Source organism: Aeromonas sp. Y318-3 (assembly GCF_027706185.1).
In the GTDB taxonomy this organism is placed as follows: Bacteria; Pseudomonadota; Gammaproteobacteria; order Enterobacterales; family Aeromonadaceae; genus Aeromonas; species Aeromonas veronii.
Window position 1 is genome coordinate 302,366 of the sequence record NZ_JAPDCN010000004.1, and the last position, 17,070, is coordinate 319,435.

Here is a 17,070-nt window from a genome sequence, read left to right on the forward strand (position 1 = left end):
AAATATTTTTTCCACTCCCCACCTCTTGCGCCGTTATTCCCGGGCAACGGAAAGCGCCAATTGCTGGCGTTGACCATTACTCCACTCGATATTTAACAACCAGATCATGACGGGTGATGTGCAGCTCCCCACCTGGGTTACCCCCTGCCACTGTCCGTCTATTTGTTCAAAACTCACCGGAATGGTGCCCATAAACATATCTTTGCCTTCGAGTGTCGCTTTCACCGGTTTGATGGCCGGATCACCGCCGGTAATAGCGATGGCAAAGTCATGTTCGGCGCGCAGCGGTAATTCCTTGATGGCGACCGTCAGCGGCTTGTCACCAATCAGCGCGCTGCAAGGGGTGTGGGAAAGATCACAAATCTGATCTTTTTTCTGGTTAGCAGAGACGCTGTTATCGGCCGAAAACCAGGTGCGATAGGCCATCAGCGCCAATAACAGCGCCAATACCAGTACGAGGTGCAAAACTTTACGTGCGGTAAGTCTCTCTTTCATCAAAAACAGCCCGATTAAGATGCAATTAAAATAGTTTTTTGTGATCTCGAACAAGGTAAAAAACTGCCATATCGAGACCGGACGGAGCCAAATATATCACTGTTTATACTGTTATTTTACCTGTCACTTCAGTATCATTCCCATGCAGTTTTCATTTAGCCATCTTTTGCTTTTCCTTTCGTTAACAGATGTTAACAACTGGTCGGCGGTGGCTGATGAAGCCAGTCCGGTTCTCCGGATACAAAACCAAACAACAGCAGCATCGGAAGCGGAATATAACGATGAGCCATACAACTAACCATCCTGAGTACAACTACACCGTTGTTCGCCAGTTTACCGTCATGACGATTGTCTGGGGAATTGTCGGCATGTCGGTTGGCGTACTGATCGCAGCCCAGTTGATCTGGCCTGCCCTCAACTTCGAGACCCCGTGGCTGACTTACAGTCGTCTGCGGCCCCTCCATACCAACGCAGTGATCTTCGCCTTCGGCGTCAGTGCGCTGATGGCCACCTCCTTCTACGTGGTGCAGCGCACCTGTCAAACCAGACTGTTTGGTGGCCCGCTGGCAACCTTCGTCTTCTGGGGTTGGCAAGCAATTATCCTCTCTGCCGCCATCTCTCTGCCGCTGGGTTTCACCTCCGCCAAAGAGTATGCCGAGCTGGAGTGGCCGATTGATATCGCCATCACTGTGGTATGGGTCGCCTATGCCATCGTCTTCTTCGGCACCCTGATGAAGCGCACCACCTCCCACATCTATGTGGCGAACTGGTTCTTCGGCGCCTTCATCATCACCGTTGCGGTGCTGCACATCGTCAATAACATGGAAGTGCCCCTCTCCGGCATGAAGTCCTACTCCATGTACTCCGGCGCCATGGACGCCATGGTGCAGTGGTGGTATGGCCATAACGCGGTGGGCTTCCTGCTGACCGCCGGCTTCCTGGGGATGATGTACTACTTCGTGCCCAAGCAGGCCGGTCGTCCGGTTTACTCCTATCGCCTCTCCATCGTCCACTTCTGGGCGCTGATCTCCCTCTATATCTGGGCCGGTCCGCACCACCTGCACTACACCGCACTGCCTGACTGGGCTCAGTCACTGGGCATGGTGATGTCCCTGATCCTGTTTGTCCCCTCCTGGGGCGGCATGATCAACGGCATCATGACCCTCTCCGGTGCCTGGCACAAACTGCGTTATGACCCCATCCTGCGCTTCCTTATCGTTTCTTTGTCTTTCTACGGCATGTCGACCTTCGAAGGCCCGATGATGGCGATCAAAACCGTCAACGCCCTCTCCCACTACACCGACTGGACCGTTGGTCACGTTCACTCCGGTGCGCTGGGCTGGGTTGCCATGGTCTCCATCGGTGCGGTTTATCACCTGATCCCGAACCTGTTCGGCCAGGGCCGGATGTACAGCGTCAAGCTGATCAACGTTCACTTCTGGCTGGCGACCGTGGGCACCGTGCTCTACATCGTTGCCATGTGGATTTCCGGCGTGATGCAGGGCCTGATGTGGCGTGCAGTCAACGAAGACGGCACCCTGACCTACAGCTTTGTTGAAGCGCTGCAGGCATCCTATCCCTTCTATTTCGTGCGCTTCCTGGGTGGCTGCTTCTTCGTCACCGGCATGTTGCTGATGGCTTACAACGCCTATCGCACCATCACTGCGCCCAAAGGTTCTCTGGAACCTGTCGCCCAGCCAGCATGATTGAAGAGGTCAACCCATGAGCAACAATAACCGTCACGAAATATTTGAAAAAAGCGTTCCCATGCTGGTGGTCGGCATCATCTTCGCCATCAGTCTGGGGGGCCTGGTTGAAATCACTCCGCTGTTCTTCCAAAAGCAAACCACCGAGCCGGTGGAAGGCCTCAAGCCCTACACCGCTCTGCAGATGGAAGGACGCGACATCTTCATTCGCGAAGGCTGCACCAACTGCCACAGCCAGATGATCCGTCCGTTCCGTGCCGAAACCGAGCGTTACGGCCACTACTCGGTCGCTGGCGAGAGCGTCTGGGAGCACCCCTTCCTGTGGGGCTCCAAGCGAACTGGTCCGGATCTGGCCCGTGTTGGTGGCCGCTACTCCGACGAGTGGCACAAGGTTCACCTGATCAACCCGCGCGATGTGGTACCAGAATCCAACATGCCCGCCTACCCCTGGCTTGATACCAATGTGCTGACCGGTGAGATGACCGCCAAGAAGCTGGCGCTGTTCCGCGATCACTTCGGTGTGCCCTATACCGACGCCGATATTCAGGGTGCTGGCGAAGCCGTGAAGGGCAAAACCGAGCTGGATGCGCTGGTGGCCTATCTGCAATCACTGGGTCATGCCCTGAAATAAGGAGGCGAAAATGGACTACGGCACATTTCGCGGTCTGTATACCCTGCTGTTGATGGCCATCATGATTGGCATCATCGTCTGGGCCTACAGCAAACGCCGCAAGACCTCTTTCGACGAGGCTGCCAATCTGGTTTTTGCCGATGATGAGCAACCCGGTGCTGATAAAAAGAACGCAGGAGCGAAACAATAATGAGCACTCTGTTTAGCATTTTTGTGACTGTCATCAGTCTGGGAACCATCCTCGGCTGCTTCTTGCTGCTGATGTGGTGCCGCAAGGACAAGATGGGTGTTGAAGAAGGCAAATCGATGGGTCACTCCTTCGATGGCATCGAGGAGATCAACAACCCGCTGCCGAAGTGGTGGACTTACATGTTCCTCTTCTTCATCGTCACCGGTCTGGTCTATCTGGTCGCCTTCCCGGGACTTGGCAACTTCAAAGGCCTGCTGGGCTGGCAAAGTTCCAATCAGGACGTGCGCTCACTGGCCGAGTCCAAGGCTGCAACCGAATCGGCCAAGGCCGAAGGTCGCGCAGTGGAGTATGACCGCGAGGTCGCCAAGGCTGACGAGATCTACGGTGCCAAGTTCCGTGAACTCACCTATGAAGCGGATGGCAAAACCTATCGTGCCATCACCGAGATCGCCAAGGATCCGGAAGCCCTGAAAGTGGGTCAGCGTCTGTTCCTGCAGAACTGCTCCCAGTGCCACGGCTCCGATGCCCGTGGTGGCCGCGGCTTCCCGAACCTGACCGACAGCGAATGGCAATGGGGCGGCCAGCCTGATCAAATCAAAACCACCATCATGGGCGGTCGTCAGGGGATCATGGCTGCCTGGGGTGAAATCCTCGGCAAAGATGGCGTTCAGGAAGTGGCCTCCTATGTGCTGAGCCTCTCCGGTCGCAAGGTTGACCTGGTGGAAGCGAAGAAAGGTGAAGCACGCTTTGCCATCTGCGCAGCCTGCCACGGGGCCGATGCCAAGGGCGGTATCGCCGTCGGTGCGCCAGATCTGACCAACAACACCTGGCTCTACGGTGGCTCCCGCGAAGTGGTGGTGCAAACCATCACCCACGGTCGTCACGGCGTGATGCCAGCCTGGAAAGACATTCTGGGTGAGGACAAGGTTCACCTGCTGGCCTCCTACGTTTACAGCCTGTCTCATCAACAGTCTGCCAAATAAGGTTCGCCCGTAACGTTGTAACATGTGATAAACACGTGATTACACAGCAAAAAGCCTCGACTCCTCGAGGCTTTTTGTTATCTTGTGTTGCGTAAAAACCATCTTCCACGTTAATCATTCGTTTCATGGCAGTAGCAATCATGACCCAACCTCTATCCAAACCGTGGTATCGCCAATTCTGGCCCTGGTTTATCATCGCCCTCCCCACTGCCGCCGTTGTTGGCAGCATCGCCACCGCCATCATCGCCAGCAAGGATGGGGTCAATCTGGTTGCCGAGGACTATTACAAACAAGGGAAAGAGATCAATCAGGACTTGAGCAAGTTTGACCGCTCCGAAGCGCTCAATATCCGCTTTGGGCTGGAGGTTGACGGCAACGAGCTGACCCTAAAACCCATCAGCGGTGACATTCCTGCCGGGCAAGCTCTCTATCTCTCATTGTTCCACCCGACCTTGGCCGGTCAGGACAGCGAACACATGATCACCGCCGATGCGAGCGGCACCTATCGCCTCCATTTCGACAAGCCGCTGGTCGGCAAGTGGCACATTCGGGTCGATGCATTTGACCACGAGTGGCGATTGCAAGAGACCGTCCAGCTGCCGACCCTGGCCCCTGTCGAACTCGACCCGAAAGGACGCTAAGCCATGACCGGCTGTTCTCACTGTGGCGAGCCGGTTCTCGCCAGCGCCCCTGCTGCTTGCATTCTGCATTCAGGGGGACATAACGCATGACCCCCTGTTTTCACTGTGGCGAGCCGGTACCCGCCAATAGTGGCTATTCCCTCGAGATAAAGGGGATTGTTCACCCCATGTGCTGCCCCGGTTGTCAGGCGGTGGCGGAAACCATCATGGAGTGCGGCCTTGCCAGTTACTACGATCACCGCACCGCCCCCGGTACCAAGGGGGATCTGGTGCCCGAGGAGCTGGCCGCCCTCACCCACTACGATCTGGCAGAAGTGCAACAGGATTTTGTCACCGACAACGGTACCCTTCGCGAAATCCAGCTGACGGTTGAGGGCTTGACCTGCGCCGCCTGTGCCTGGCTGATCGAACGCCACCTGATGACCCTTGGCGGCCTGCGCTACATCAACGTTAACACCACCACCCACCGGGCCCGTATCAAGTGGGATCCGGACCAGCTCTCCCTGAGTGACATCCTCAAGGGATTCGCCCAGATCGGCTATCGCGCCTATCCGTTCCAGACCCATCAACAGGAGGCGCTCTACGCCAAAGAGGTGCGCAGCTATATGTTCCGGCTGGCTCTGGCGGGGCTGGGCTCAATGCAGGTGATGATGTGCGCCGTGGCCCTCTATATGGATCTCTTCATCAGCGTTGAAGATGAGTTCATGGTCTACTTCAAGTGGATAAGCCTGCTGCTCTCCACCCCCATCATGATCTACTCGGCCCAGCCCTTTTACGTGGGGGCCTGGCGCAGCCTGAAACAGGGTCACCTGTCGATGGATGTGTCGGTGTCGCTGGCGCTGATCGGGGCTTTTATCGCCTCCATGTGGGCCACCGTGTTCAATACCGGTGAGGTCTATTACGACTCAATCACCATGTTCGTCTTCTTCCTGCTGCTGGGGCGCTTTCTCGAGTTGCGGGCCCGGCGTAAGGCGTCGGAATCGAGCTCCAACCTGGCACGACTGGTGCCCATCATGGCGACCCGCATCGATGATGAAGGGGAGCATGAGGTAGCGGCCAAGACCTTGCAGGTCGGCGATCGGATACGGGTGCTTGCTGGCGCCACCTTGCCGGCGGACGGCATCATTGTCGAAGGGCAAGCCAGCCTCAACGAATCCATGCTGACCGGTGAACAGCTGCCCCTGCTTAAACAGCCAGGCGATCAGGTCTATGCCGGCACCATCAACACGGATGCCCCGCTGCAGATCCGGGTCAGCCACCGTATTGAAGAGTCACGGATCGCCCAGATCATGCGGCTGCAGGATCATGCCCTCGATGACAAACCGGCCATCGCCCAGATGGCGGATCAGCTGTCGCGCCACTTTATTCTGGTGCTGCTGATCATTGCCGCCGCCGTCTGGACCTTCTGGCACTTCCATCAACCGGATCAGGCGTTCTGGGTCACCCTCGCCGTGCTGGTTGCCACTTGCCCCTGTGCCCTGTCGCTGGCCACCCCGACTGCGCTAACTTCGGCCACCGCCAATCTGACCCGCAACGGCATTCTGTTGCGCCGTGGTCATGTGCTTGACGTGCTGACCAAGGCAAACCGGATCGTGATGGACAAGACCGGCACCCTGACCACAGGTGAGATCAGTCTGACCGGCACCACCACCTTGGCAGAGATGGACGAGACGCAATGCCTCGCCATCGCCCGGGCCATGGAGGCGCAATCCGAACACCCGATTGCCCGCGCCTTCCGGCTGCCCGCCGACAGCATCACTGTGCTGCCATCCGCCCGCGAGATCACCCCGGTCATCGGTCACGGCATCACAGCGCTGGTGGATGGCGTACGCTACCGCATCGGCAGTGCCCGCTGGCTTGGGCTGGATCCGGCGCAAGAACGCGGCCGCGGTCTGGCTATCTATCTGGCCGACGAGCAGCAGGTATTGGCCCGCTTCAATCTGGAAGATACCCTGCGTCCCGATGCCAGGGCGCTGATCGCGGCATTCAAGTCAGCAGGTCTGCAAACTACCGTGCTGACTGGCGACAGCTCTTTGCAGGCAGACGAGATTGCCCGCGAGCTGGGCGTGGATGAGCTGGTCAAGGGGGTCTCGCCCGATGGCAAGCTGGCCTACCTCAAGGCCCGGGAAGCCCAAGGGGATATCAGCATCATGGTGGGCGATGGCATCAACGACGCTCCGGTACTGGCTGGCGCTCACGCCTCGTTTGCCATGGCTGGTGGCACCGATCTGGCGAAAAACAGCGCCGACGCCATCCTGCTGGCCGATGACCTGAGCCGACTGCTCGAGGCCAGAGTGCTGGCAATACGTACCCGCAAGATCATCATCGAGAACTTCGCCTGGTCCATCGGTTACAACCTGCTGGTGCTGCCGCTGGCGGCCTGCGGCTGGCTGCCCCCCTATCTGGCGGCGGCGGGCATGTCGCTCAGCTCACTCATCGTGGTAACCAACTCCATGCGCCTCAACCGATGAGGCTGGTGGCGGAAAATAGCTGAAAATGTGGCCTGCCTCCGATGCAGGCCACATTTCTAATTGATAGCGGCTGGCCCTCTGCCCGAACAGGGTTACCATAGGGGACGCTTGCCAAGGATGAACGCCAAGGTACCTCTCATGAATATAATTTTTGTCCTGATCCCCATCGCTATCCTGTTTGTGATCATCGCCGGGGTCGTCTTCTTCTGGGCCATTCGCTCCGAGCAGTTTGAAGATCTCGACCGGCAGGGTTCCAACATCCTGTTTGACGAAGAGCAACCTGCCCACAAACCCGTAAAGCCTGCTGACCATGACCCACAACCTTGATCTGGCCGGCGCCCTGCTGGTCGGACTGGCAGGCTCTGCCCACTGTATCGGCATGTGCGGGGGGGTCTCCGCCGCGCTCTCCATGGCGATCCCCGCCAACAAGCAGCATTTTTGGGGGCGGCTTGCCTATCTGCTCAACTACAACCTCGGCCGTATCCTGAGCTATGTCATTGCAGGTGCACTGGTGGGCGGCCTGCTCGCCACCACCAGCGAGCTGGGCGCAGGCAAACACGCCATCGCCGGATTGCGCTTGGTGGCAGCGCTTTTGATGATTGCGCTTGGTCTCTATCTGGCGGGCTGGTGGCAAGGGATCTTGCTGCTGGAGCGGCTCGGCGCCAGACTTTGGCCCCGTCTCAAACCGCTGGCGGGCAAGTTTCTCCCCTTCACCTCACCTGTGCAGGCACTGCCCTTTGGCATGGTGTGGGGTTGGCTCCCCTGCGGGCTGGTCTACTCCATGCTGACCTGGAGCGCGGCGGCGGGTTCGGCCGGTGGCGGGGCGCTCATCATGCTCTTTTTTGGTCTCGGCACCCTGCCCACCCTGTTTGCGTTGGGAGGGCTTGCCGATCGCCTGAGATACTGGCTCACCCTGCGCAGTTTGCGCCTTGGCGGTGCCCTGCTGCTCATTTTGTTCGGGGTACATACCTTCTGGATTGGCATTGCTTCCTTTTGAAACCCTATCCAAAACGGATGAGTTGATGGTAAACTTGTTTGATATAAATCAATTATTCGTATGAGCCTATGATCCCGGAAAAGAAACCTGGCAGACGTATCCAGAGCGGTGGCTGTGCAATTCATTGCCAGGATTGCAGCATCAGTCAGCTCTGTATTCCCTTCACTCTGAACGACAACGAGCTTGATCAGCTGGACAGCATCATCGAGCGCAAAAAGCCGATCCAGAAGGGTGAAGAGCTGTTCAAGGCTGGCGATGAGTTCAAATCGCTCTATGCCATCCGTTCCGGGACCATCAAGTCTTACACCATCACCGAGCAAGGGGATGAGCAGATCACTGCTTTCCACCTCGCTGGCGATCTGGTCGGGTTTGATGCCATCAACAAGCAGGCCCATCCCTCCTTCGCTCAGGCGCTGGAAACGGCCATGGTGTGCGAGATCCCGTTTGAAGTGCTGGATGATCTCTCCGGCAAGATGCCCAAACTGCGCCAGCAGATCATGCGTCTGATGAGCAGCGAAATCATGGGCGATCAGGAGATGATCCTGCTGCTCTCCAAGAAGAATGCCGAAGAGCGCCTCGCCGCCTTCCTGCACAATCTTTCGGTACGCTTCTCCGAGCGCGGTTTCTCCGCCAAGGAGTTCCGTCTCTCCATGACCCGTGGTGACATTGGCAACTATCTGGGTCTGACCGTCGAGACCATCAGTCGTCTGCTCGGCCGTTTCCAGAAGTCCGGTCTCATCAGCGTCAAAGGCAAATACATTACCGTGCTTGATCAGGTCGCGCTGGGCATGATGGCCGGTGCAACTCGCCCGCCCTGCGGCTGATTTTTCCGCTTACCCTCTCGCTTTTCTCCTGCTTTCCCTGCCGGATCCTTTCCTCTGGAATGTGATCCGGTACGTTCCCCATACCCTCCTCCTGCGCTAAGCTGTAATGGCTAAGATTCTGCTGTCATTGGACTTTTCCAAGGAGGAGAAGATGGTCAAATATCAGAATATTCTGGTGGTTATCAATCCAGAAGAGGAGCGTCAAATCGCCCTCGAACGGGCAGTCAAAGTCGCCGAGCTGGACGAAAACGCCCATCTGACCCTGCTGCTCACCATCTATGACTTCTCGTATGAAATGACCGCCATGCTCTCGGTGGACGAGCGGCAAGAGATGCGCGACGGCGTCATTTCACAGCGACGTGAGTGGCTGGACGAGATCCTGACCCCCTATCGGGCACAGGGGATAGAGTGCGAAGTGAAAGTGGTCTGGCACAATCGTCCCTTCGAGTGCGTCATTCAGGAGGTGCTGGAGCAGCGCCACGATCTGGTGGTCAAAGCCACTCACCATCACAGCTTCCTGCAAACCTTCATCTTTACCCCCACCGACTGGCACCTGCTGCGCAAATGCCCCTGTCCGGTACTGCTGGTCAAGGAGGGTCACTGGCAACGGGGCGGCAACATCATCGCCGCCATCAACTGCTCAAGCGACGATCCGGATCAGAAATTGCTCAACGAACGGATCACCCAGGAAGGAAGCGACATCGCCGAGCTGCTGGGCTCCAACCTCTATCTGGTCAACACCTACCCGGGCACCCCGGTCAACGTGGCTATCGAGCTGCCAGAGTTTGATCCCAACGCCTACAACGAGGCGATCCGCAAACACCACGAAAGCCTGCTGCTCAGCCATGCCGACAAGTTCGGGATCGGTCATCTCTGGACCCGGGTAGCAGAGGGGCTACCGGAAGAGGTGTTGCCGGATATGGCCGAAGAGCTCAAGGCAACCTTGATGATCATGGGCTGCGTCGGCCGTACCGGGCTTTCTGCAGCTTTGCTCGGCAATACCGCCGAACATGTGATTGACCGCCTCTCCTGCGACATCCTGATCCTCAAACCGGCGGACTACAGCTGCCCGGTCGACAGTCGTCGCAATCAATCATAAGGTGCCTGGCACCTTGCCCTCCCCCGGGACATGGCTATAATAACGCGCTTATTTGTGTCCCGGGTTTTACGAGCATGCTAGAAGAGCTGAACGCCAAAGAAAAATACAGTTTTAACAAACTGCAGAAGCGCCTGCGGCGCAACGTGGGTCAGGCCATTGCCGACTTCAACATGATTGAAGAGGGCGACAAGGTCATGGTCTGCCTCTCCGGCGGCAAGGACAGCTTCGGTATGCTCGACATACTGATGAGCCTCAAAGCCAGCGCCCCCATCCATTTCGATCTGGTTGCCGTCAACCTAGATCAAAAGCAGCCCGGTTTCCCCGAACATGTGCTGCCCGAGTACCTGGATTCCCTCGGCATCGAGTACAAGATAGTCGAGGAAGATACCTACTCCATCGTCAAAGAGAAGGTACCGGAAGGCAAAACCACCTGCTCCCTCTGCTCACGGCTGCGCCGCGGTATTCTCTACCGCACCGCCCAGGAGCTGGGTTGCACCAAGATTGCCCTTGGCCACCACCGCGACGACATCCTCGAGACCCTGTTCCTCAACATGTTCTACGGTGGCAAGCTCAAGTCCATGCCGCCCAAGCTGGTGAGCGACGATGGCAAGAACGTGGTGATCCGCCCGCTGGCCTACTGCAAAGAGAAGGATCTGATCCGCTACGCCGACGTCAAAGCCTTCCCCATCATTCCGTGCAACCTGTGCGGCTCGCAGGAGAACCTGCAGCGTCAGGCCATCAAGCAGATGATGCAGGATTGGGATCGCCGCTTCCCCGGTCGTATCGAGACCATGTTCACCGCCATTCAGGACGTGATCCCGAGCCACCTGCTCGACCACAAGCTGTTTGACTTCAAGAGCATCAACCGCGACTCCGGCATCATCGATGGCGGCGACAAGGCGTTTGATCCGCCCGAGATGCCAAAAGCGCCGCTGCTGGACATCGACGAGATGGACATGCTGGATGTGATTGAAGTGCGCTAAGCCGCGCTCACAGGGCAAACGCCACGCAATAAAAAAGGAGCGATAATAGCTCCTTTTTTGCTTTCTTGATCTGCCTCTTACCAACGTGACAGCACCATCGGCATCAGCCTTTGTGCAGCCAGGGGGTCAGTCGCAGCACGTCACCCTGCAGTCGCAGTTGCCCGGCAGCGAACGCGGCCAGTTGCTCATTGCTCAGCAGCAGGTTGCCTTCCTGCCAGGGCAGCGCCTCCTGACGGGCGCCATCAATCAGATAGGCGGTGCCGCTCTGTTGCACCAGGGTAATGCGTACCCCTTCCATCTTCGGCAGGAAGTGCTTGCCGACCATGCCCGCCATCTTGTCGAGCAGCGACTGCATCTGCTGCTGACGGGCCGCCAGCTCCGCCAGCGGCAGCTCGGGCCCGTTCGGTGCGTCGGCCATCACCTGTACCGTCATATCGCAAGTGGCGTGCTCTTCTTTAAGGCCAACGGTCACGATCCCCTTGTCGAGGTTGAGATCCTCATCAAAAGGCAGGCGTAGTTCGCTATCGACCGTTACCTCGCCCGCGACCTCCTTACTGTCGGTTGCAACCCGGGCAAAGGTGAGGCCACAGCGCTGACCATTTTGCGGATCGGTCAGATAAAACCCCAGTCTGGCGTGACCAAACTCCCCTTTGGCAAAGGTCTTCATCTGGCTGTAGAAGGTGCTGTATTGCAGATCCAGCACCGGCTCAGCCAGCGCCAGCCCTGGCAGCAAGAGCGTGGCCAGCAGACTCTGGCGCACAGCCTTGGTCACTCCATATCGACGAGTCATTCAACGTCCTTTTGCATCATGCATTGAAATGGTTGGGGCCTTCTGTCACCTCGTTAACCTCTACACCTACCCCGCAGAGATCCCGATAGAGGATCCCCTTGCAGTTGAAATAGAGCGGTGCCACCCAGATAAGCCCCAACCCCATGGGGATCAGAGCCAGGAAGAAGAGCGCGGTCATCACGCCGTGGAACAGCACAATGCTGGGCCAGCCGCGCGCAAAGAGCTTGAGAGAGACCAGAATGGCCTGGGGCGGCGTCAGGCCACGCTCCAGCACCAACGGGACGGTAAAGAGCAGCCCCATGCCGATCAGAGCCGAGGGGATGAAAGAGAGTACGGCGGGCAATCCCAGCAGATCGAATAGCGGGCCAAACAGGCTGGTGAGCAGACTGCCAAGCAGGCTCAACATGCCAAGACGCACAAAGTGGCGGAAGAAGTCGAACACCTGGTTGGCGCGGGCGCGCACCCCGACCGACTGCTGCAACCCCAGCATATCGAGGGAGCTGGTCATGGGGGCCATCACCACCGTCATCAGCAAGCTCAGCACCATGGCCACATTCATCTGGCTGTCATCCCCCAGATAGGGCAACAGCAGCACATTGCTGAGCAGGATCCAGATCGCCGTCACCCCGACAATCGCCAGCAGCAGGCCAAATCCGGTACGGCGGGTCTGTTGCCATCCCTCCTGGATGACCCCTTTCAGATCAAGGCGGTAGCCCTGGTTCAGAGACTGCTCAAGGGAGCCGCCAATACGCATTTTATTACTCAATTGACTATCCAATATCGAAAACGACCAAATCAGGTGGCACATTATAGCGATTTGGTCTGCTATTCGTAGCCGTTTTTCCTGCACACTTGCGGCTAATTCGGGCCAAAAAGCCTTTAATTTCATGTGTCGGCTGCATAGAATGCGGCCCTCTTTCAACACGATGGCCACTGGCTGGGGTGAGACTGGCGGATGATGAACAATCCACAGGTAATTGTCGCGCTGAACAAGATCAGCAAAAAATACGATGGCAAGGTGATCCTGAGTGACCTTGACCTTGAAATCTATGACGGTGAATTTCTTACCCTGCTGGGCCCCTCCGGCTGTGGCAAGACCACCCTGCTGCGCCTGCTGGCCGGGCTCGAATCGGTCGACGGTGGCACCATCCATCTGGCCGGTGACGAGATCACCCATATCCCCGCCGAACACAGGCACATCAACACCGTGTTCCAGAGCTATGCGCTCTTCCCTCATATGACGGTGTTTGAAAACGTCGCCTTTGGCCTCGAGATGCAGAAAGTACCGGCCAGCGAGATCCGCCAGCGGGTCGAGGAGACCCTCGCCATGGTGCAGCTCACCGAGCTGGCCAACCGCCGCCCGGATCAACTCTCCGGCGGTCAGCAACAACGGGTCGCCATTGCCCGCGCCGTGGTCAACAAGCCGCGCCTGCTGCTGCTCGACGAATCCCTCTCGGCGCTCGACTACAAGCTGCGCAAGCAGATGCAGAGCGAGCTCAAGGCGCTGCAGCGTCGCCTTGGCATCACCTTTGTCTTCGTCACCCATGATCAGGAAGAGGCGCTCACCATGTCTGATCGCATCCTGGTGATGGAAGGCGGCAAGATCATCCAGCGCGGCACCCCGCGCGATATCTACGAATCGCCAGCCAACCTGTTCGTGGCACGCTTTATCGGCGAGATCAACGTGATGGATGGCAAGCTGATCAGCCAGTGCGAGCCCGGCATCTGGCAGGCCGAGGTGGAGGGGCGCGAATGCCTGCTTCATACCACCTTGCCGTTCCAGCCAGACGAAAAGGTGCTGGTGCTGCTGCGCCCGGAAGATCTGCGCATTCTCGATCAGGATGACGATCAAAGTGGCGCGCTGCGGGGCAATATCCGCGAGCGCAACTACAAGGGGGCGACGCTGGATTCGGTGATCGAGCTCGAAAGTGGCAAACAGCTGCTTATCTCCGAGTTCTTCGACGAGGATGACCCCGACTTTGACTACCGTCTGGGTCAGGAGGTGGCGATCCACTGGGTCGACAGCTGGGAGGTGGTGCTGCCCTATGAGCCTCACTAATCTGCGGGTACCGCACAGCTTTGCCCACAATGGCTTTCGTAACGGGGCCATCGCGCTGATCCTGGGCTGGCTGACGCTGTTTGTCTTCCTGCCCAACCTGATGATCATCGGCGTCAGCTTCCTGACCCGTGACGAGTCCGAGCTTATCGCGCCGCTCTTTACCCTGAGCAACTATGGCCGCCTGCTGGACCCCCTCTATTTCGAGGTGCTGCTCCACTCTCTCTGGCTGGCGCTGCTCGCCACCGCCATCTGCCTGCTGGTGGGCTACCCCTTTGCCTGGCTGCTGGCCCATCTGCCAGCGCGTATCCGCCCGCTGCTGCTGTTTCTGGTGGTGGTGCCGTTCTGGACCAACTCCCTGATCCGCACCTATGCGCTTAAAGTGCTGCTCGGCACCCGGGGACTGATCAATGGCTGGCTGCTGGATCTGGGGCTTATCGAGCGACCGCTGCAGATGATGTATACCGAGGTGGCCGTCATCATCGGGCTGGTCTATGTGCTGCTCCCCTTTATGGTGCTGCCGCTCTACTCCAGCATCGAGAAGCTGGATGGCCGTTTGCTGGAGGCGGCGCGAGATCTCGGCGCCAACGGCTGGCAGCGGCTGGTGCGGATCATCTTGCCCCTCACCCTGCCCGGCATCATCGCCGGTTGTCTGCTGGTGTTCCTGCCCGCCATGGGGATGTTCTATGTCTCCGATCTGCTGGGGGGTGCCAAGCACTTGCTGATTGGCAACCTGATCAAGACCCAGTTCCTCAACAGCCGTGACTGGCCCTTTGGCGCCGCCATCAGCGTGATGCTGACGGTGCTGATGGCGCTGTTGGTCTACTGCTACTGGCGGGCGGGCAAGCTATTGAGCAAGAAGGGGGAGCTGGCATGATGCGCGCACTGAAAGCTCTGTTCCTGCTGCTGGTGTTTGGCTATCTCTATGTGCCCATCGGGGTGCTGATCGCCAACTCCTTCAACCTGTCGAAATATGGCATCGACTGGCGCGGCTTTACCCTGGGCTGGTATGAGAAGCTGTTTGCCAGCGCCAGCCTGATGCAAGCGGCCCAGCACTCCCTGACCATCGCCGCCCTCACCGCCACCGCAGCGACCCTGATCGGCACCCTCACCGCCGTGGCGCTGTTTCGCTACCGTTTTCGCGGCAAGCAGTATGTGAGCGGCATGCTGTTTGTGGTGATGATGTCCCCCGATATCGTCATGGCCATTTCGCTGCTGACCCTGTTCGTGGTAACCGGCATTGCGCTGGGCTTCTGGTCGCTGCTGATCGCCCACATCACCTTCTGCCTGCCGTTCGTGGTGATCACCGTCTACTCGCGGCTGTGTGGCTTCGATGTGCGGATGCTGGAAGCCGCGCGGGATCTGGGGGCTGGCGAGTGGATCATCCTGCGCCGCATCATACTGCCGCTGGCGCTGCCGGCGGTAATGGCGGGCTGGCTGCTCTCCTTTACCCTGTCGCTGGACGACGTGGTGGTGAGCTCCTTTGTTACCGGCCCGGCCTACGAGATCCTGCCGCTCAAGATCTACTCCATGGTCAAGGTGGGGGTCTCCCCCGAGGTCAACGCCCTGGCCACCCTGATGCTGGTCGCCTCCCTCGGGATGGTGCTGCTGGCGCAACTGTTACTGCGTAAACGGCAGGGTTGACCCTGCCCGTTTCGTCCCCGCCACCTTTGGCGAACTCTGTCACGGTGGGCCGCAAGGCCCCATAACCCCAAGGAGTTGTTGATGACAATCCAACACAAGGCCGGCGCCCTGCTGGCAGCCGCCCTCACCCTCACCACCCCGCTGCTGAGCCAGAGCGCTCACGCGGCCGATGACAAGGTGGTCTACTTCTACAACTGGTCGGAATATGTGCCGGACGGCCTGCTGGAACAGTTCCAGCAAGAGACCGGCATCAAGGTGATCTACTCCACCTACGAATCCAACGAGACCCTCTACGCCAAGCTGAAAACCCATGGCGACGGCTATGACGTGGTGGTGCCCAGCACCTACTTCATCTCGAAAATGGCCAAAGAGGGAATGCTGCAGCCGCTGGATCGCGCCCAGCTGCCCAACTTCAAGCACCTCGACCCTACCCTGCTCAACCACGAGTACGACCCGGACAACCGCTACTCCATCCCCTATATCTGGGGCGCAACCGGGATCGGCACCAACACCGACATCATCGAGCAGCCGGTCACCAGCTGGAAGCAGCTCTGGGCACCAGAGTGGAAAGAGAGCCTTCTGCTGATGGACGATGCCCGCGAGGTGTTCCATATCGCGCTGGTGCAACTGGGCTATAGCCCCAACACCCAGGACAAGGCGCAGATCGCCGAAGCGTTCGAATACCTGAAAAAGCTGATGCCCAACATCAAGGCGTTCAACTCCGACAACCCGGCCGACCCCTTTATCGCCGGTGAGGTCAATATCGGCATGCTGTGGAACGGCTCGGCTTATGGCGCCCAGCGCGAATACCCCTCCATCCAGATGACCTACCCCGAAGAAGGGGCGGTACTCTGGATGGACAACCTCGCCATCCCGGCCAAGGCCAAGCATGTGAAGGAAGCCCACGCCCTGATCAACTTCCTGATGCGCCCCGATGTGGCCGCCAAGGTGGCCGAGGCAATTGGCTACCCCACCCCGGTCAAGGATGCCATTCCCCTGCTCACCCCGGCGTTTCGCAACAACACCATGGTCTTCCCGAGCGACGAAATCAAACGCAAGGGCGAATTCCAGTCCGATGTGGGTGATGCCTCCCGCCTCTACGAGCAGTACTTCCTGCAGCTGAAAGCCATGGTGGCCAAAGCCGGTTAAGTCGGCGGTTAATCGGCCCTGAAGGGGTTAATGGATAAAGGGGGCCATCGCCCCCTTTTTCGTCTTTCGGGTCTGCGAGCGGCATCACGACTGTACACAGATCGGACATATAGCGCACCTTGTACTAAACGCACATCAAGCTGGCCTGATGGCTTATACATAAAATTCGCCTCGACAGTAGGAATAGAATGGTAATACCATGATTTAGAAATGATTTTCACATAGCGGTTACACGTAGAAAACGGCGTTATAAGGAAGAATCTATTATCAAATTTATACCGCCATCCATCTAGTCACTGTTAATTTTCCAAGGAGATTGTTGTGCCACTTAATCTAGGGAAGGTGCGAACAAGTCCCTGATGTGAGATCATGAGCCCCACTTGGCATCAGGGATAAGGTTCAGCATGAATC

General features: G+C 58.0%; 18 protein-coding genes. 15 read left to right on the plus strand and 3 right to left on the minus strand.

Annotated features, from left to right (window positions below; all coding sequences use genetic code 11):
- Window positions 1-33: 33 nt before the first annotated feature.
- Window positions 34-495: a hypothetical protein gene (locus OKB77_RS08045; protein ID WP_270817354.1), complete on the minus strand. Its 462-nt coding sequence runs from the start codon at window positions 493-495 to the stop codon at window positions 34-36.
- 281 nt (window positions 496-776) lie between these two features.
- Between OKB77_RS08045 and ccoN the strand changes: the two genes are divergently transcribed.
- The 11 genes from ccoN (at window position 777) to ttcA (ending at window position 11,020) form a co-directional block, all read left to right on the plus strand.
- Window positions 777-2,201, plus strand: a complete 1,425-nt coding sequence (gene ccoN, locus OKB77_RS08050; RefSeq protein WP_005360548.1) for a cytochrome-c oxidase, cbb3-type subunit I — start codon at window positions 777-779, stop codon at window positions 2,199-2,201.
- A 16-nt stretch (window positions 2,202-2,217) separates the two neighbouring features.
- Window positions 2,218-2,832, plus strand: a complete 615-nt coding sequence (ccoO, locus tag OKB77_RS08055) for a cytochrome-c oxidase, cbb3-type subunit II (protein WP_005336618.1) — start codon at window positions 2,218-2,220, stop codon at window positions 2,830-2,832.
- 10 nt (window positions 2,833-2,842) lie between these two features.
- Window positions 2,843-3,022: a CcoQ/FixQ family Cbb3-type cytochrome c oxidase assembly chaperone gene (locus OKB77_RS08060; protein ID WP_005336620.1), complete on the plus strand. Its 180-nt coding sequence runs from the start codon at window positions 2,843-2,845 to the stop codon at window positions 3,020-3,022.
- The gene (gene ccoP, locus OKB77_RS08065) at window positions 3,022-4,005 is read left to right on the plus strand and encodes a cytochrome-c oxidase, cbb3-type subunit III (protein WP_005336622.1); all 984 of its coding nucleotides are present in this window, start codon (window positions 3,022-3,024) and stop codon (window positions 4,003-4,005) included. The genes OKB77_RS08060 and ccoP overlap by 1 nt, the downstream gene beginning before the upstream one ends.
- 140 nt (window positions 4,006-4,145) lie before the next feature.
- Window positions 4,146-4,646 (plus strand): FixH family protein, encoded by a 501-nt coding sequence (locus tag OKB77_RS08070; protein ID WP_043820362.1) that lies wholly within the window; start codon window positions 4,146-4,148, stop codon window positions 4,644-4,646.
- 86 nt (window positions 4,647-4,732) lie between these two features.
- Window positions 4,733-7,117: a heavy metal translocating P-type ATPase gene (locus OKB77_RS08075; protein WP_270817355.1), complete on the plus strand. Its 2,385-nt coding sequence runs from the start codon at window positions 4,733-4,735 to the stop codon at window positions 7,115-7,117.
- A gap of 138 nt (window positions 7,118-7,255) precedes the next feature.
- Window positions 7,256-7,444 carry a cbb3-type cytochrome oxidase assembly protein CcoS gene (gene ccoS, locus OKB77_RS08080; protein WP_005336630.1) on the plus strand — a complete coding sequence of 63 codons (189 nt, stop codon included), beginning with the start codon at window positions 7,256-7,258 and terminating at the stop codon, window positions 7,442-7,444.
- Window positions 7,428-8,114 (plus strand): sulfite exporter TauE/SafE family protein, encoded by a 687-nt coding sequence (locus OKB77_RS08085; RefSeq protein ID WP_199416455.1) that lies wholly within the window; start codon window positions 7,428-7,430, stop codon window positions 8,112-8,114. Before ccoS ends, OKB77_RS08085 begins: the two co-directional genes overlap by 17 nt.
- Window positions 8,115-8,182: 68 nt before the next feature.
- Window positions 8,183-8,938 (plus strand): FNR family transcription factor, encoded by a 756-nt coding sequence (locus OKB77_RS08090; RefSeq protein ID WP_005351934.1) that lies wholly within the window; start codon window positions 8,183-8,185, stop codon window positions 8,936-8,938.
- A 151-nt stretch (window positions 8,939-9,089) separates the two neighbouring features.
- Complete coding sequence (gene uspE, locus OKB77_RS08095) at window positions 9,090-10,037, plus strand: universal stress protein UspE (protein ID WP_005345417.1); 948 nt, start codon at window positions 9,090-9,092, stop codon at window positions 10,035-10,037.
- A 74-nt stretch (window positions 10,038-10,111) separates the two neighbouring features.
- Window positions 10,112-11,020 carry a tRNA 2-thiocytidine(32) synthetase TtcA gene (gene ttcA, locus OKB77_RS08100; RefSeq protein ID WP_005336634.1) on the plus strand — a complete coding sequence of 303 codons (909 nt, stop codon included), beginning with the start codon at window positions 10,112-10,114 and terminating at the stop codon, window positions 11,018-11,020.
- 103 nt (window positions 11,021-11,123) lie between these two features.
- Here the strand turns inward: ttcA and OKB77_RS08105 are convergent, their stop codons facing one another.
- Together OKB77_RS08105 and OKB77_RS08110 are read right to left on the minus strand one after the other, a co-directional pair.
- Window positions 11,124-11,810, minus strand: a complete 687-nt coding sequence (locus tag OKB77_RS08105) for a DUF2987 domain-containing protein (protein ID WP_064337955.1) — start codon at window positions 11,808-11,810, stop codon at window positions 11,124-11,126.
- Between the two features lie 16 nt (window positions 11,811-11,826).
- Window positions 11,827-12,564 carry a hypothetical protein gene (locus tag OKB77_RS08110; RefSeq protein WP_005351939.1) on the minus strand — a complete coding sequence of 246 codons (738 nt, stop codon included), beginning with the start codon at window positions 12,562-12,564 and terminating at the stop codon, window positions 11,827-11,829.
- A gap of 201 nt (window positions 12,565-12,765) precedes the next feature.
- Between OKB77_RS08110 and potA the strand changes: the two genes are divergently transcribed.
- From potA to OKB77_RS08130, 4 genes are all read left to right on the plus strand, one after another.
- Window positions 12,766-13,869, plus strand: coding sequence for a spermidine/putrescine ABC transporter ATP-binding protein PotA (gene potA / locus OKB77_RS08115; RefSeq protein ID WP_265775561.1), 1,104 nt, complete (start codon window positions 12,766-12,768; stop codon window positions 13,867-13,869).
- On the plus strand, window positions 13,856-14,743 hold the full coding sequence (potB, locus tag OKB77_RS08120; protein ID WP_042083135.1) for a spermidine/putrescine ABC transporter permease PotB: 888 nt from the start codon (window positions 13,856-13,858) through the stop codon (window positions 14,741-14,743). The genes potA and potB overlap by 14 nt, the downstream gene beginning before the upstream one ends.
- Window positions 14,740-15,510, plus strand: coding sequence for a spermidine/putrescine ABC transporter permease PotC (gene potC / locus OKB77_RS08125; RefSeq protein WP_005336644.1), 771 nt, complete (start codon window positions 14,740-14,742; stop codon window positions 15,508-15,510). The genes potB and potC overlap by 4 nt, the downstream gene beginning before the upstream one ends.
- A gap of 81 nt (window positions 15,511-15,591) precedes the next feature.
- Window positions 15,592-16,659: an extracellular solute-binding protein gene (locus OKB77_RS08130; protein WP_265775562.1), complete on the plus strand. Its 1,068-nt coding sequence runs from the start codon at window positions 15,592-15,594 to the stop codon at window positions 16,657-16,659.
- The last annotated feature ends 411 nt before the right edge of the window (window positions 16,660-17,070 follow it).